Source organism: Streptomyces sp. NPDC045701, from assembly GCF_056432045.1.
Genome location: NZ_JBWKJV010000019.1, coordinates 1 through 15,001 on the forward strand (window position 1 = coordinate 1; position 15,001 = coordinate 15,001).

A 15,001-nucleotide genomic window follows, 5' to 3' on the forward strand; every position below is an offset into this window, starting at 1 on the left:
AGAGCCTGGATGGAGCCAGATGTGACGGCCCCGGCACACTCGAACAGCCCGCCCGCCTTCACAACCGGCCAGACCGCCCTTACCCGGGGATTAGGATGGAGCCCATGGCGAAGACCGGTACGACCACCCAGGGGCTGCGCGCGGCGATCGAGCGCAGCGGCTACTACCCGGCCCTTGTGGCCGAGGCGGTGGAGGCCGCCGTCGGCGGGGAGCCGATCGCGTCGTACCTGGTCCACCAGGAGACCACCTTCGACGCCAACGAGGTGCGCCGGCACGTCACGGTCCTCGTCCTGACGAACACCCGTTTCATCGTCAGCCACACCGACGAGCAGAACGCCGACACCAGCTCCCCGACGCCGTACGCGACGACCTCCACCGAGTCGGTCAAGCTCGGCCGGATCTCGTCCGTCGTCGTCAGCCGCGTCGTCGCCAACCCCGAGTCGTACACGCCCGGCACCCTGCCGCGCGAGGTCGTCCTCACGATCGGCTGGGGCGCCGTCTCCCGGATCGACCTGGAGCCCGCCGCGTGCGGCGACCCGAACTGCGACGCCGACCACGGCTACACCGGCAACTCCACGGCCGACGACCTGAGTCTCCGCGTCAGCGAGGCCGGTGACGGCCCCGAGACGGTGCGCCAGGCCCTCGCCTTCGCCCAGGCCCTGTCCGAAGCCACCGCGGCCACCCGCTGATGGTCCAGCCCGCGCACATGGCGTCCGCCTGGCCCGACGAACCGGTGCCGCTCGCCCTCGACACCGCGCCGGTCCCGGAGTACGGCTCCGGCTCCCTCGCGGACCTGCTGCCGACCATCGCCGCCGGCCTCGGCGTGCCCGGCTTCGAGCACCGCATCGCCGAGCTGACGCCCGCCGACCGCAACTGCGTGTTCCTGATCGACGGGCTCGGCTGGGAGCAGATCAAGGCCCACCCCGACGAGGCCCCCTACCTGGCCTCCCTCCTCGGCAGCTCCCGGGGCGGCACCGGACGGCCCATCACCGCCGGCTTCCCCGCCACCACCGCGACCTCCCTCGCCTCGGTCGGCACCGGACGCCCGCCCGGCGAGCACGGCCTGCCCGGCTACACCGTGCGCGACCCCGCGATCGGGGAGCTGATGAACCAGTTGCGCTGGAAGCCCTGGACACCGCCGCACGCCTGGCAGCCGTACCCGACCGTCTTCCAGCTCGCCGACACCGTCGGCGTCCACACCGCGCAGGTGTCCTCCCCGACCTTCCGGGAGACGCCCCTGACCAAGGTCGCGCTCAGTGGCGGAACGTTTCACGGCCGGCTCACCGGCGAGGAGCGGATGGACCTGGCCGCCGGGCAACTGGCCGCGGGGGACCGGTCGCTCGTCTACACGTACTACAGCGAGGTCGACGGCAGCGGCCACCGCTTCGGCGTCGACTCCGATGCCTGGCGCGGCCAGCTCATGTGCGTCGACCGGCTCGTCCAGCGCCTCGCCGAGCAGCTCCCGCCCCGGTCCGCGCTCTACGTCACCGCCGACCACGGCATGATCGACATCCCGTTCGACGAGCAGTCCCGCATCGACTTCGACGAGGACTGGGAGCTGCGCGCCGGAGTCGCCCTGCTCGGCGGCGAGGGCAGGGCCCGCCACGTGTACGCGGTGCCGGGAGCCGAGTCGGACGTACTGGCCTGCTGGCGCGAGGTGCTCGGCGAGCAGTTCTGGGTGGCGAGCCGCGACGAGGCGATCGAGGCCGGCTGGTTCGGTCCGAGGGTCGACGAGCGCGTCCGCGGCAGGATCGGCGACGTCCTCGCGGCCGCCCACGACGACGTCGTCATCACGGCCTCCGTCAACGAGCCGAACGAGTCCGCCATGGTCGGCATGCACGGCTCGATGACCCCCGTGGAGCAGCTCGTCCCGCTCCTCGAAGTACGTCCGTAGTCCCGTTCCCCCCATCGTGCCCCGACCCGAAAGGCCGTCACTTCCCCATGCCCGAGCTGGTGTTCTTCTCCGGAACCATGGACTGCGGAAAGAGCACCCTCGCTCTGCAGATCGAACACAACCGTTCCGCGCGTGGCCTCCAGGGCATGATCTTCACCCGTGACGACCGGGCCGGCGCGGGCAAGCTCTCCTCCCGGCTCGGCCTGGTCACCGACGCCGTCGAGGCCGCCGAGGGCTTCGACTTCTACGCATATCTGGTCGGTCACCTCTCCAGGGGCGGCCGCTGCGACTACGTGATCGCGGACGAGGCCCAGTTCCTCGCGCCCGAGCAGATCGACCAGCTCGCCCGCGTCGTCGACGACCTCGAACTGGACGTCTTCGCCTTCGGCATCACCACCGACTTCCGCTCCAAGCTGTTCCCCGGCTCCCAGCGCCTCGTCGAGCTCGCCGACCGCGTCGAGGTGCTCCAGGTCGAGGCGCTGTGCTGGTGCGGTGCCCGCGCCACCCACAACGCGCGCACCGTCGGGGGCGAGATGGTCGTCGAGGGCGCCCAGGTCGTCGTGGGTGACGTCAACGCCGGCGACGAGGTGGGCGAGGTCGGGTACGAGGTGCTCTGCCGCCGTCACCACCGGCGCCGGATGACCGCCGCCACCGCCCGTGCCGCGGCCCTGTCCCCGGACGTGCTGCCCGTACCGGCCGAGGAGTTCGGCGTCAGCGACCGGCCGACCGCACGATCGTGAAGACCGCGCCCTCCGGGTCCGTCACGGTCGCCAGCCGCCCGGCCGGGTCGTCGCACGGCGCCCGCAGCACCTGACCACCCAGCTCGGTCACCCGACGCGCGGCGGCATCGGTGTCCGCCACCTCGAACCAGGTCATCCAGTGGGCGCCCCGATCGCGCGGCAGGGAGGCGCCGACGCCGTGCAGGGAGGCGACAGGCCGCTCGCCGACCTTCAGCATCACCAGGTCGGGACCGGCCGAGCCCGCCGGGTCCAGCTCGTACCCGAACACCGTCTTGTAGAACTTGCTGACCGACTCCGTCTCGCGGGTCAGCAACTCGTTCCAGGCCGGGGTGCCATGAGCGCCCACGACGGTGCTGCCGTGGTGCGCGGCGGCCTGCCAGACGCCGAAGACGGCCCCCGCCGGATCGGAGCAGATCACCAGCCGCCCCGCGTCTGCCGCGGTGAGCGGACCGACGGCGACCGTGCCGCCGCTGCACCGGATCGCCTCCGCGGTCTCGTCCGCGTCGTCCGTCGCGAGATACGTCGTCCAGGCGGGCGACAGGTGCCGGTCGGCCGGCAGCTGGCCGATGCCCGCCACGTCCCTGCCGTCGAGCAGCCCGCGGACGTACGGGCCCAGCTGCTGCGGCCCCGGCTCGAACTGCCAGCCGAACAGCTCCCCGTAGAACTCCTGCGTCGCGTCAAGGCGATGCGCCATCAAGCTCACCCAGCAGGGTGTACCGGGTTCGTGCCGAGTCGCCTCGGTCATCGTCACTCTCTCCTCGGACCATCGTCGTGGCCGTACGGGGACCGGGCGTGCGCCGCGCCGGTGCGGGTCGCCGGTGCGGTCCCGCCACCAGCCGCGGGTCCGGCTCCACGCCCCGTCAGATGCTCGCACCGCCGGCCGCGCGGTGCGTCCCGGCCGCGCCGTGGAATGGCGCGATTCCGCGAGAGGATGCCCGGAAAATCGTTGGTCATCCCCACGTCGGCCCGCAAGAAACGTCCCCGCGCCCGTCACGCCCGCTTCTGCGCGAGGATGGCGTCATGAACCCCATCATCTCGGCAGCAGAACTCGGCGACGAGCTGGCCGGCGCGCGCCCTCCCGTCGTCCTGGACGTCCGTTGGCAGTTGGGCGGGCCGCCCGGCAGGCCGGCCTACGAAGCGGGGCACATTCCGGGTGCCGTGTACGTCGACCTCGACACCGAGCTGGCGGGCCCGCCCGGCGCGGGCGGCCGGCATCCGCTGCCGGACGTGGCGGAGTTCGGCGCGGTGATGCGCCGCGCGGGCGTGCGTGCCGACTGCCCGGTCGTGGTGCACGACGGTGGCCAGGGCTGGGGGGCCGCCCGCGCGCGGTGGCTGCTGCGCTGGGCGGGGCACGCGGACGTACGGGTGCTCGACGGTGGGCTGGCCGCCTGGCGCGGCGAGCTGACGACCGACCCGCCCACGCCGGTGCCCGGCGACTTCACGCCCGAGCCGGGCGCCCTCCCGCTGCTGGACGCGGACGGGGCGGCGGCGCTGGCGCGCAGGGGCCTGCTGCTGGACGCGCGGGCGGGGGAGCGGTACCGGGGCGAGGTGGAGCCGATCGATCCGGTGGCCGGCCACATCCCGGGCGCGGCCTCGGCCCCGACGACGGAGAACGTCGACGAGAGCGGCCGGTTCCTGCCGGCCGAGGCACTGGCGGCCCGCTTCAAGACCCTGGGCGCGGCCGACGCCCCGGAGGTCGGCGTGTACTGCGGCTCGGGTGTCTCCGGTGCCCACGAGGTGCTGGCCCTGGAGATCGCGGGCATCCGGGCGGCGTTGTACGCGGGCTCCTGGTCGGAGTGGTCGTCCGACCCGGCCCGTCCGGTCGCCACCGGTTCCGCCCGCGGCTAGGGCCTGTCGTTGGGAGCAGGGCGCAGGAAAGGGGCGGGTGCTGTCCAGGGCCGGTGAGCGTGGTCCGAAGGACAGGCCCTGGTCCCGGGCGCGGTGCGGGCCGGCCCCGAAGCCGCCCACGCCGACCCGGGCCGGACGGGCCGGGCGGTGCGCCCGGGGTGGCCCCGGCCCCGGCACCACTCCCGGTGCTACTCCTGTTTCTTGCGGCGCGTGCCGAAGACGATCTCGTCCCAGCTGGGGACCGCCGCGCGCCGCCCGGGCCGGACGCCGTCCGCCTCGGCCTGCCGGTCGGTCGTGCCCGTCAGCCGGTCGCGGTGACCGCTCACCGCGCGGGGCATCAGCACGTCCGCGTACGCCGAACCGGCGCCCGCCGAGGCGGCGGGAGCCGGGGGCTCCTCCGCGTCGGGATCCTGGACGGGCTCGGTCACGGAGGGGTCGACCGCCGGGCGTTCGGGAACGACCATGTCGCCCCGGAAGCTCGGCACCGCCTCCAGCAGGCTGGTCAGCGAGTCGCGCTCGGGCTCCTCCTCCGGCTCGGGAGCCGGGACGGGCGCCGGGCGCTCCATCTGCCGGTCGAGCGCGCGGTCCAGCGGCCGGTCGCGCGGGAGGCGCGCGATGCGCGGGACGAAGGGGAAGCTCGGCTCCTGCACGGCCACCGCGTCGTCGGTCTCGCCGATCAGCGCGCGGGCCTCGTCGTCCACGGCCTGGACCAGCCGGCGGGGCGGGTCGTACGTCCAGCTCGCCGAGTGGACCTCACCCGCGACGCGGTAGACCAGCAGCACTTCCCACGTGCCGTCGTCGCGGCGCCAGGAGTCCCAGATCACCGTGTCCTTGTCGGCGCCGCGCAGCAGCAGCCGCTCCTGGACCGCCTCGCCCAGTTGCGGGCCGGTGTTCTCGCCGGGCCGGCGCACCGGGGTCTTCCGGGCCCGCTCGGCCATGAAGGCGCGCTCCGCGAGGACGGGGCCCTCGAAGCGGCGTACCCGCTCGACGGGGATGCCCGCGAGCTGGGCGACCTCTTCGGCGGAGGCTCCCGCGCGTATACGCGCCTGGATGTCCCGGGGGCGGAGGTGGCTCTCCACCTCGATCTCGATCTGACCGAGGCGGGCACGGTCGTTGCGCACGGCGGCGCGGAGCCGCTCGTCGATCGGAAGCGTGTACTCCGTGTTGTCAGCAGCCTTCAGCACCAGTCGTGTGCCGTCATTGGAGACGGCCACGACACGCAGTTCGGGCATGGGGACCTCCCGGGTGGTGCCTGCCGACGTCACCTGCGTCGCTGCTTCCGCTAGTCGAGTGTGGCCTGCCCGGGTGCAGCCTGCCACAACCTTGCCGAGTTGCCCGGCGTGTCGGGCGTGGGCCCTGGAACGCCGTTATGGCACGGTTACCTGTTTACCACTCAGAGTGACCGTCCTGGTCACTCCGTGCAGCAGGCGGCCGTGCGGTGCTGCGGCGCCGCCGGAACGAGTGCCGCTTTCGGCCCCCTCCCGTTGGTCCCGGACGCCCGAAAAGGGAACGGGGCCCAGGGCTCGCCACAGTACTCCATTCGGGCCACCTGGGTGGACCGGCGCGCCGCCGTAGTTCTCCCCGGGTCCGGCGGATGGATTCCCTGATCGGCCGTCATACGTGGTGACCTTCACAGAATCCCCTGAACTGGAACCATTCACTTCGCCCAAAGGTCTCCTCTCCCTGCATGCTGGTACGGATGGGTGAACCAAGGACGAAAATGGATGAGAAGGTGTACACGCGCTATAGCCGGACAGAAGGGGTGCGAGAGAACGGGAAGCGGCTCGACCTGAACGTCGCGCAGGTCGCGGGAAGCGCCGTGGCGGCCGTCGTGGCCGCCAAACTCGCCTCCAACATGGGGGTGTACGGCACCGTGCTGGGCGCGGGCGTGATCAGTGTCATCGCCACGTGCGGGGGCTCGGTCTTCCAGCACATGTTCCGGAGTACCGGGGAACGGGTGCGCGAGGTCGCGGCACCGGTCGGCCGGACCCGGCCGGGTCACCGGGAGGAGCGGCCGGGCGCGCCGGGGGAGTTCGGCGGGGCCACCGTGTACGGCACGCGGGTCCGTGGCTGGAAACGTTCGGTGGTCGCGGCGGCGCTGGTCTTCGGTGTGGCCATGGCGGGCATCACCGCGTACGAGCTGATGTCCGGTCAGGACCTGAGCGGCGGCAGGGGGACCACCATCAGTGGCGTCGTACGCGGCGGCCACTCCGGGCACCACCCGGCCACCACCCCGTCACCCACCCACCCGGAACAGCGCCCGGAGCGGCACCGGGACGAGCACGACCCACAAGAGCCGACGCCGGAGCCGGACGACCGGGACACCGGACGGGACGGCGACGCCCGCACCGCGACCCCGGCGCCGGACCCGGCCGGCCCCACGGTCCCCGCGCCGACCCCGCCCCCCACTCCGACGCCGCCCGCGCCGACTCCGACCTCCACACCGTCGGCCCCCGTGCCACCGTCCGCCGCGGCGCCGTCCGGGGACACCCCGGCCGGGTGAGCGGTCAGGCGCCCAGGACCCGCCGCAGGTAGTCGTTGCCGAACACCCGGTCCGGGTCCAGGCGGTCACGCAGCGCGGTGAACTCCCCGAACCGCGGGTAGACCTCCGCGAAGTACGCCGCGTCCCGCGTGTGCAGCTTGCCCCAGTGCGGCCGTCCGCCGTGGGCGGTCATGATCCGCTCCGCCGCCGTGAAGTACGAGCGGTACGGCGTGCCCTTGTACATGTGCACCGCGATGTAGGCGGTGTCCCGGCCCGAAGCCGTGGAGAGCGTGATGTCGTCGGCGGGTGCCGTCCGGACCTCGACGGGGAAGCTGACGCGCAACGGCGACCGGTCGACCATCGCCCTCAGCTCGCGCAGGGCGTCGACCGCCGTCGCCCTCGGCAGCGCGTACTCCATCTCCACGAACCGCACCCGCCGGGGGCTCGTGAAGACCTTGTAGGGGATGTCCGTGTACGTACGGGCGGACAGCGCGCGGCTGGAGACCCTGGCGATGGCGGGAACGGTCGCGGGCACCGCCCGGCCGAGCGAGTTCACCACCTGGAACAGGCCGTTGGACAGCAGCTCGTCCTCGATCCAGCCGCTGACCCGGCCGGGCGGCGCCGCCGGGCCCGCGCTGCGGTTGTTGCGCTTGGTGTTGCAGTTGCCGGTGTGCGGGAACCAGTAGAACTCGAAGTGCTCGTTCTCCGCGTGGAGCGCGTCGAACTCCGAGGTGACCCGGTCGAAGGACATGGGCTCCTCGCGCGCGGTGAGCAGGAAGATCGGCTCCACGGCGAGGGTGAGGGCCGAGACGATCCCCAGGGCGCCCAGCCCGATCCGGGCGGCCGCGAAGACCTCGGCGTTCTCCTTCTCGGAGCAGGTCAGCACCCGGCCGTCCGCCGTGACCAGCTCCAGCTCCCTGATCTGCGCGGCGATCGAGGCCGAGTCCCGGCCCGTGCCGTGCGTACCGGTGCTGGTGGCGCCCGCCACCGTCTGCTCCATGATGTCGCCCATGTTGGTGAGCGACAGGCCCTCCCGGGCCAGGACCGCGTTCAGCCGCTTCAGCGGAGTGCCCGACTCCACCGTCACCGTCATCTCGTGGCGGTCGATCCGGCGGATGCCGGTCAGCAGGTCCGGACGGACCAGTACGCCGTCGGTGGCGGCGATGGACGTGAACGAGTGACCCGTACCGACCGTCTTGACCCGCAGACCCTCCCGGGCGGCCGACCGCACGGTCTCCGCCAGCTCGCGCACGGAAGCGGGACGGGCCTCCCGCACCGGCCTGGCGGCGACGGTCCCCGCCCAGTTACGCCACGTGTCCTTCTCGTTCCGGCTCCGCAGAGCCCTGAGAGTCCCGCTCACGCTGCCCCTCCCGCGTCGGCACCGGCCTGCGCAGCCGGCGGTACCCCAGGAACGCCACCACGGCCGCGAGCACTCCGGCGATGCCGGGCACCGCGTACCCCGCGGCCGCCCCGTGGGAGTCGACCACCCAGCCGGCGGCCGAGGAGCCGAGCGCCACGCCGACCGCGAGCCCGGTACTCGTCCAGGACATGCCCTCGGTCAGTTTGGTGCGCGGTACGTGGGTCTCGACGAGGGCCATGGTCGTCACCATCGTCGGCGCGATGGCGAGGCCCGCGACAAAGAGCGCCACGGCCAGGAACGGCAGGCTCCCGGCCAGTTGGAGGGGGATCATACTCACGGACATCGCACACACACCCACGACCCACCTGCGCGACGGCTCGCCCTTGAGGTGCAGCAGCCCGAAGACGGCACCCGCCACGCACGAGCCCAGCGCGTACACCGCCAGCACCAGGCTGGCCGCCGCCTTGTGACCCTCCTCCTCGGCGAACGCCACCGTCACCACATCCACCGCGCCGAAGATCGTGCCGGTGGCGACGAACGCGGCCACCAGCACTTGCAGGCCGGGGGACCGCAGCGCCGAGCCGCCGGTGTGCTGCTCGACCGGGTGGGGCTTCGGCTCGGTGGCGCGCTGGGCGGTCAGCCACCACACGCCGACGGCCAGGAAGACGGCCGCCAGCAGCGGACCCGCCTCGGGGAACCACACGGTCGACAGCCCGATGGAGATGATCGGGCCGAAGATGAAGCACACCTCGTCGATGATCGACTCGAAGGAGTACGCGGTGTGCAGCTCGCGCGGCGAGCCCCGGTAGATCGTCGCCCACCGGGCCCTGGTCATGGCGCCGACGCTCGGCACGCAGCCGGCCGCCGCCGAGAACACGAACAGCGTCCACTCCGGCAGCCCCAGTTGTGTACAGGCCAGCAGCCCGGCCACGGCCGCGACGGTGACCAGGGTGGCCGGGCGCAGCACCCGCCGCTGGCCGTACCGGTCGACCAGCCGCGAGACCTGGGGACCCAGCACGGCGGCGGAGACGGCGAGCGTCGCGGAGAGCGCGCCGGCCAGTCCGTAGCGGCCGGTGACCTGGGAGATCATCGTGACGATGCCGATGCCCATCATGGCCAGCGGCATGCGGCCGAGGAACCCGGCGGTGGAGAAGCCCACGGTGCCGGGAGCGGAGAAGATCGCGCGGTAGGGACTGGGCAAGGTGGTACTCCGGCCGGAAGGCGTAGGGCGCGCGTGGCGTAAGGCGTATGGGCAGCCTTGACAGGTTACGTCCGAAAGGGTGACGACGCACGGCGGTTTCCCGGCGGCCGGACCCGGGTGGCAGGATCGATCCCATGTCCGATGCCATGGCCGACCCCGTGTCCGATCAGCGCGATCCCGCCCCGTACGACGCCTTGCTGCTGCTCTCCTTCGGCGGTCCCGAGGGCCCCGACGACGTGGTCCCGTTCCTGGAGAACGTGACCAGGGGCAGGGGCATCCCCAAGGAACGCCTCAAGGAAGTGGGGCAGCACTACTTCCTCTTCGGCGGCGTCAGCCCGATCAACGACCAGAACCGCGCGCTGCTCGCCGCGCTGCGCAAGGACTTCGCGGACGCCGGACTCGACCTGCCCGTGTACTGGGGCAACCGGAACTGGGCGCCGTACCTCACCGACACGTTGCGCGAGATGGTCACCGACGGCCACCGCCGGATCGCGGTGCTCGCCACCAGCGCCTACGCCTCGTACTCCGGCTGCCGCCAGTACCGGGAGAACCTGGCGGACGCCCTCGCCACGCTGGAGGCGGAGGGCCTGCCGCTGCCGCGGGTCGACAAGCTCAGGCACTACTTCAACCACCCCGGCTTCGTCCGGCCCATGGTCGACGGGGTCCTCGCGTCGCTGGCCCAGCTCGACGAGTCCGTGCGCGCGGGCGCCCACCTGGCCTTCACCACGCACTCCATCCCGACGTCGGCGGCCGACACCTCCGGTCCCGCGGAGGAGCACGGGGAGGGCGGCGCCTACGTGAGGCAGCACCTGGACGTCGCCCGGCTCGTCGCCGACGCCGTACGGGAGCAGACGGGCGTCGAGCACCCCTGGGAGCTCGTCTACCAGTCCCGCAGCGGCGCCCCGCACATCCCGTGGCTGGAGCCGGACATCTGCGACCACCTGGAAGCCCTGCACGGCGCCGGGGCGCCCGCGGTCGTCATGGTGCCGATCGGGTTCGTCTCGGACCACATGGAGGTCCTGTACGACCTGGACACCGAGGCCACCGCCAAGGCCGCCGAGCTCGGCCTCCCGGTGCGCCGGTCGGCGACCGTGGGCGACGACCCGCGCTTCGCGGCAGCCGTCCGCGACCTGGTCCTGGAGCGCGCGGCGGCCGAGCGCGGGACCGCGGTGGAGCGCTGCGTGCTGGGTGCCCTCGGCGCCTCGCACGACCTGTGCCCCATCGGCTGCTGCCCGGCCCGCACCGCGCGGCCCGCGGCGGCCGGCGCCGACAGCCCGTACGCCTGAGGAGGCGCCGTGACCGACCCGCGTGACCCGCTGCTCACCGAGCTCCTCGACCTGGCCCTGGAGGCCGGCCGCCGGGCCGGTGCCCTGCTGCGCGACGGCCGCCCGGCCGACCTCGGTGTCGCGGCGACCAAGTCGAGCCCCATCGACGTCGTCACCGAGATGGACATCGCCGCCGAGAAGCTGATCACCGGCTTCCTCGCCGAGCACCGCCCCGACGACGGGGTCCTCGGCGAGGAGGGGGCCGCCGCCGAGGGCGTGAGCGGCGTCCGCTGGGTCGTCGACCCGCTCGACGGCACGGTCAACTACCTGTACGGCCTGCCGACCTGGGCGGTGTCCATCGCCGCCGAGCGGGACGGCGAAACCCTTGTCGGGGTCGTCGAGGTGCCGATGCGTGGCGAGACGTTCCGGGCGGTCCTCGGCGGCGGTGCGTTCCTCGACGACCGGCCCGTCCGCTGCCGGCCCGCCCCGCCGCTGGACCAGGCCCTGATCTCGACCGGTTTCAACTACGTGGCCGAGGTCCGCGCCCACCAGGCCGACGTGGCGCAGCGCCTGATCCCCAGGCTCCGCGACATCCGGCGCGGCGGCTCGGCCGCGACCGACCTGTGCGACGTGGCCGCCGGCCGCCTGGACGGGTACTACGAGCGGGGGCTCAGCCCCTGGGACCTGGCGGCCGGCGCCCTGATCGCCCGCGAGGCCGGCGCCCTGACCGGCGGCCGGCCGGGGACGCCGCCGACGGGCGAGCTGACGGTGGCGGCGCCCCCCGGCGTCTTCGAACCGCTCCAGGCCCTCCTGGAGGACTTCGGCGCCTGGCACGACTAGCACGGGGCCTCCACCGCGGCTCCGGCCCGCCACGCCGCCGCAGCCGGGCGGACCCGCCACGAGCCCCTTGAGCGGCCGCGCGGACCCGCCACGAGCCCCGGCAGCCGCAGGCCGGCACACGCCCCTTCAGCGGCCGCGCGGGCCCAGCCCCGGCCACGAGCGCCCCTCCCGCGTCCGTTCGCCCATCCGGCGACCGGCTCCCGCACAGGGGCGGCACAGCGAAGGGCCCCGGCCGTCCCGCGGGTGTCCGCGCGACGGCCGGGGCCCCGGCGCCGTCCGTGGTCAGGCCATCGCGGTGGTGATCTCCACGCCGTGCTCCGCCGCGAGGCGGCGCAGGTCGTCGAGCTCAGCCTGCTCGACATCGGCCAGGAAGTCGTCTCCCGTCTCGCGAGCCCGAGTGAGGTCGGTCTCCGTGGTCCTTATGCGCTGCAGCAGTCCTGCGGTGAAAGCGTCCATCGTGCGCCCCCTCGTCATGAGTCGGTGGCACGGGGGTGTGCCGAGGGTTGTCGTTCGATCACGCACAGCACCTCTGGGGGACAGAGCGATTTGTGGCGCGCCACATACGGGGCGTGATCTCGGGTGTGCAGTCGTCCTCCCCAACGGCTTCCTCATGGAAACCTCAACTCGTGCGCGGATTCCGTTGATTCCCGTACCGCCGCACCGGGCCACCCTCCCCTCGCAGGCCGCCTTACAGCCGGTTTACGCGCGTTCGGGGCAGGATGGACACGCACAGTCAGTGCGAGGAATACGCCCGGGACCGGGCTCGGAGGAAGGAACCACCTGTGCGCGTACTCGTCGTCGAGGACGAGCAGCTGCTCGCCGATGCGGTGGCCACCGGTCTGCGCCGGGAGGCCATGGCCGTCGACGTCGTGTACGACGGGGCGGCCGCCCTGGAGCGCATCGGGGTCAACGACTACGACGTGGTCGTCCTCGACCGCGACCTTCCCCTCGTCCACGGTGACGACGTCTGCCGCAAGATCGTCGATCTCGGCATGCCCACCCGCGTCCTGATGCTCACCGCGTCCGGTGACGTCAGCGACCGGGTGGAGGGCCTGGAGATCGGCGCCGACGACTACCTCCCCAAGCCGTTCGCGTTCAGCGAGCTGACGGCCCGGGTACGGGCGCTCGGACGGCGTACGACGGTGCCGCTGCCGCCCGTCCTGGAGCGGGCCGGGATCAAGCTCGACCCGAACCGGCGCGAGGTCTTCCGGGACGGCCGGGAGATCCAGCTGGCGCCCAAGGAGTTCGCGGTCCTGGAGGTCCTCATGCGCAGCGAGGGCGCCGTGGTCTCGGCCGAGCAGCTGCTGGAGAAGGCCTGGGACGAGAACACCGACCCCTTCACCAACGTCGTGCGTGTCACCGTGATGACCCTGCGCCGCAAGCTCGGCGAACCGCCGGTGATCGTCACCGTGCCGGGTTCCGGGTACCGGATCTGATCCCGTGGCCGCGACCCCGACGCCGGTGCCACCACAGGCGCCCCCCAAGCCGACCTGGGACCCCAGAGAGCCGGTCCGCCCCTGGCTGCGCCCGACGATCCGCATACGGCTCACGCTGCTGTACGGCGGGATGTTCCTGATCGCCGGCATCCTGCTGCTGTCGATCATCTACCTGCTGGCCGCCCAGGCCCTCCACATCGGCAGCGAACTCCCGTTCAAGATCGTCAACGGCCAGGTGACGAGCAACGTCTGCAACTTCCCGGTCGAGGCCGGCCCCGACGAGTTCAACCGGGCGATGAACTCGTGCGTCAACGAGCAGCGCCAGCACGCCCTCGACGATCTGCTGCGCCGTTCGCTGTTCGCCCTCCTGGGCCTCAGCGTCATCGCCTTCGCCTTCGGTTACGCGATGGCGGGACGGGTGCTGTCGCCGCTGGGCCGCATCACCCGCACCGCCCGGAACGTGGCCGGTACCGACCTCTCCCGCCGGATCGAGCTGGACGGCCCGGACGACGAGCTGAAGGAGCTCGCCGACACCTTCGACGACATGCTGGACCGGCTGGAGCGGGCGTTCACCGCCCAGCAGCGGTTCGTCGCCAACGCCTCGCACGAGCTGCGGACGCCGCTGGCGATCAACCGCACCCTGCTGGAGGTGCACCTGTCCGACCCCGGGGCCCCGACCGAGCTGCACCAGCTGGGCAAGACGCTGCTGGCCACCAACGAGCGCAGCGAGCAGCTCGTGGAGGGCCTGCTGCTGCTCGCTCGGAGCGACAACGAGATCGTGGAGCGCAAGCCGGTGGACCTGGCGGAGGTCGCCTCGCGCGCCCTCGACCAGACGCGGGCGGAGGCCGAGGCCAAGGGCGTGGAGATCCGCGGTGAGCGCGCCCCCGCCGCCGTACAGGGCAATGGCGTCCTGCTGGAGCGGATCGCCCTGAACCTGGTGCAGAACGCCGTCCGGTACAACGTGGACGGAGGCTGGGTGGAGGTGACCACCGGGACGCAGCCCGGGCAGGCGGTGCTGGTGGTGTCGAACACGGGGCCGGTGGTCCCGGCGTACGAGATCGACAATCTCTTCGAACCGTTCCGGCGGCTCCGGCAGGAGCGCACCGGGAGCGACAAGGGCGTCGGCCTGGGCCTCTCGATCGCCCGGTCGGTGGCGCGGGCCCACGGGGGCCGTATCATCGCGGAGCCCCGCGAGGGCGGCGGCCTCGTCATGCGGGTCACACTTCCGGTGTGACGCGCCGGACGAGCCGTCCCTGGTGTTCGCTTCACGCGGAATTTTCGTGACCGGTTCATGAGACTTCCGTGTGTGATCGATCACAAGGGACCGTTTCCGGTCATCTACTCTCCGTGATCAAGAATTCCCCCGGAAAACCGGGAAAAGTCCGGGTTTCCGGGGGGTGTAATCACGGGAAGTACACGGGGTGGCGCCCGTCGGGCGCGGCTTCCGGACCGTGTACGGTCCCGTTCGCCATCCAAACCCGATCCCTCTCCAGGGGTCCGGTTGGGTGTCGATTGAGTAACAGACCTTGATGTGAGGCAAAATCTCCGCCTCAGGTCGGGCACAAGTCCGGCCTCTCACGCGTTACGTGCGCTGGAGACACCGCAACCACCCAGAGGGGGAGAGCGACATGGCAACGGATTACGACACCCCACGCAAGACCGACGACGACGTCGACTCGGACAGCCTTGAAGAACTGAAGGCCCGGCGCAACGACAAGTCGACCTCGACCGTCGACGTCGACGAGTTCGAGGCGGCCGAGGGTCTGGAGCTGCCCGGCGCGGACCTTTCGAACGAGGAACTGGCCGTCCGGGTGCTGCCCAAGCAGGCCGATGAGTTCACCTGCATGAGCTGCTTCCTGGTCCACCACCGCAGTCAGCTGGCCCGCGAGAAGAACGGCCAGCCGATCTGCCGCGACTGCGACTGAGGTCCGTCGG

Annotated in this window: 15 protein-coding genes; 10 read left to right on the forward strand and 5 right to left on the reverse strand. The window is 72.5% G+C overall.

Annotated elements, in window-relative coordinates:
- The first annotated feature begins 104 nt into the window (after positions 1-104).
- From AC07DW_RS20320 to AC07DW_RS20330, 3 genes are read left to right on the forward strand one after another with little or no spacing between them, the layout of a single operon-like run.
- Positions 105-689, forward strand: a complete 585-nt coding sequence (locus tag AC07DW_RS20320) for a DUF5998 family protein (RefSeq protein ID WP_478859052.1) — start codon at positions 105-107, stop codon at positions 687-689.
- The gene (locus tag AC07DW_RS20325; protein WP_478859053.1) at positions 689-1,894 is read left to right on the forward strand and encodes an alkaline phosphatase family protein; all 1,206 of its coding nucleotides are present in this window, start codon (positions 689-691) and stop codon (positions 1,892-1,894) included. The genes AC07DW_RS20320 and AC07DW_RS20325 overlap by 1 nt, the downstream gene beginning before the upstream one ends.
- A gap of 47 nt (positions 1,895-1,941) precedes the next feature.
- On the forward strand, positions 1,942-2,634 hold the full coding sequence (locus AC07DW_RS20330) for a thymidine kinase (RefSeq protein WP_478859054.1): 693 nt from the start codon (positions 1,942-1,944) through the stop codon (positions 2,632-2,634).
- On the opposite strand, the gene AC07DW_RS20335 is transcribed toward AC07DW_RS20330, so the two are convergent.
- Positions 2,606-3,379: a VOC family protein gene (locus AC07DW_RS20335; protein WP_478859055.1), complete on the reverse strand. Its 774-nt coding sequence runs from the start codon at positions 3,377-3,379 to the stop codon at positions 2,606-2,608. The genes AC07DW_RS20330 and AC07DW_RS20335 overlap by 29 nt on opposite strands.
- A gap of 275 nt (positions 3,380-3,654) precedes the next feature.
- Between AC07DW_RS20335 and AC07DW_RS20340 the strand changes: the two genes are divergently transcribed.
- Complete coding sequence (locus AC07DW_RS20340) at positions 3,655-4,482, forward strand: sulfurtransferase (RefSeq protein WP_478859056.1); 828 nt, start codon at positions 3,655-3,657, stop codon at positions 4,480-4,482.
- A gap of 188 nt (positions 4,483-4,670) precedes the next feature.
- Here AC07DW_RS20340 and sepH read toward each other — a convergent pair whose 3' ends face one another.
- Entirely contained in the window at positions 4,671-5,714 is a 1,044-nt protein-coding gene (sepH, locus tag AC07DW_RS20345) for a septation protein SepH (protein ID WP_478859057.1), read from the reverse strand.
- A 530-nt stretch (positions 5,715-6,244) separates the two neighbouring features.
- On the opposite strand from sepH, the gene AC07DW_RS20350 reads away from it, so the two are divergent.
- Complete coding sequence (locus AC07DW_RS20350) at positions 6,245-6,985, forward strand: hypothetical protein (RefSeq protein WP_478859058.1); 741 nt, start codon at positions 6,245-6,247, stop codon at positions 6,983-6,985.
- A 4-nt stretch (positions 6,986-6,989) separates the two neighbouring features.
- Here the strand turns inward: AC07DW_RS20350 and AC07DW_RS20355 are convergent, their stop codons facing one another.
- Both AC07DW_RS20355 and AC07DW_RS20360 read right to left on the reverse strand, forming a co-directional pair.
- Positions 6,990-8,303: a D-arabinono-1,4-lactone oxidase gene (locus AC07DW_RS20355; protein WP_478859149.1), complete on the reverse strand. Its 1,314-nt coding sequence runs from the start codon at positions 8,301-8,303 to the stop codon at positions 6,990-6,992.
- On the reverse strand, positions 8,269-9,525 hold the full coding sequence (locus AC07DW_RS20360; protein ID WP_478859059.1) for an MFS transporter: 1,257 nt from the start codon (positions 9,523-9,525) through the stop codon (positions 8,269-8,271). Before AC07DW_RS20360 ends, AC07DW_RS20355 begins: the two co-directional genes overlap by 35 nt.
- Positions 9,526-9,683: 158 nt before the next feature.
- Between AC07DW_RS20360 and AC07DW_RS20365 the strand changes: the two genes are divergently transcribed.
- Positions 9,684-10,811, forward strand: coding sequence for a ferrochelatase (locus tag AC07DW_RS20365; RefSeq protein WP_478859150.1), 1,128 nt, complete (start codon positions 9,684-9,686; stop codon positions 10,809-10,811).
- 9 nt (positions 10,812-10,820) lie between these two features.
- Positions 10,821-11,630 carry an inositol monophosphatase family protein gene (locus tag AC07DW_RS20370; RefSeq protein ID WP_478859060.1) on the forward strand — a complete coding sequence of 270 codons (810 nt, stop codon included), beginning with the start codon at positions 10,821-10,823 and terminating at the stop codon, positions 11,628-11,630.
- 282 nt (positions 11,631-11,912) lie between these two features.
- On the opposite strand, the gene AC07DW_RS20375 is transcribed toward AC07DW_RS20370, so the two are convergent.
- Positions 11,913-12,086, reverse strand: a complete 174-nt coding sequence (locus tag AC07DW_RS20375; RefSeq protein ID WP_478859061.1) for a hypothetical protein — start codon at positions 12,084-12,086, stop codon at positions 11,913-11,915.
- A gap of 326 nt (positions 12,087-12,412) precedes the next feature.
- Here AC07DW_RS20375 and AC07DW_RS20380 point away from each other — a divergent pair, with 326 nt between their 5' ends.
- The 3 genes from AC07DW_RS20380 to AC07DW_RS20390 all read left to right on the forward strand — a co-directional run bounded on the left by AC07DW_RS20380 (position 12,413) and on the right by AC07DW_RS20390 (position 14,991).
- Positions 12,413-13,066 carry a response regulator transcription factor gene (locus tag AC07DW_RS20380; protein ID WP_189553714.1) on the forward strand — a complete coding sequence of 218 codons (654 nt, stop codon included), beginning with the start codon at positions 12,413-12,415 and terminating at the stop codon, positions 13,064-13,066.
- A 4-nt stretch (positions 13,067-13,070) separates the two neighbouring features.
- The gene (locus AC07DW_RS20385) at positions 13,071-14,300 is read left to right on the forward strand and encodes a sensor histidine kinase (protein ID WP_478859062.1); all 1,230 of its coding nucleotides are present in this window, start codon (positions 13,071-13,073) and stop codon (positions 14,298-14,300) included.
- A 394-nt stretch (positions 14,301-14,694) separates the two neighbouring features.
- Complete coding sequence (locus AC07DW_RS20390) at positions 14,695-14,991, forward strand: DUF4193 domain-containing protein (protein ID WP_003955561.1); 297 nt, start codon at positions 14,695-14,697, stop codon at positions 14,989-14,991.
- Positions 14,992-15,001: the final 10 nt, after the last annotated feature.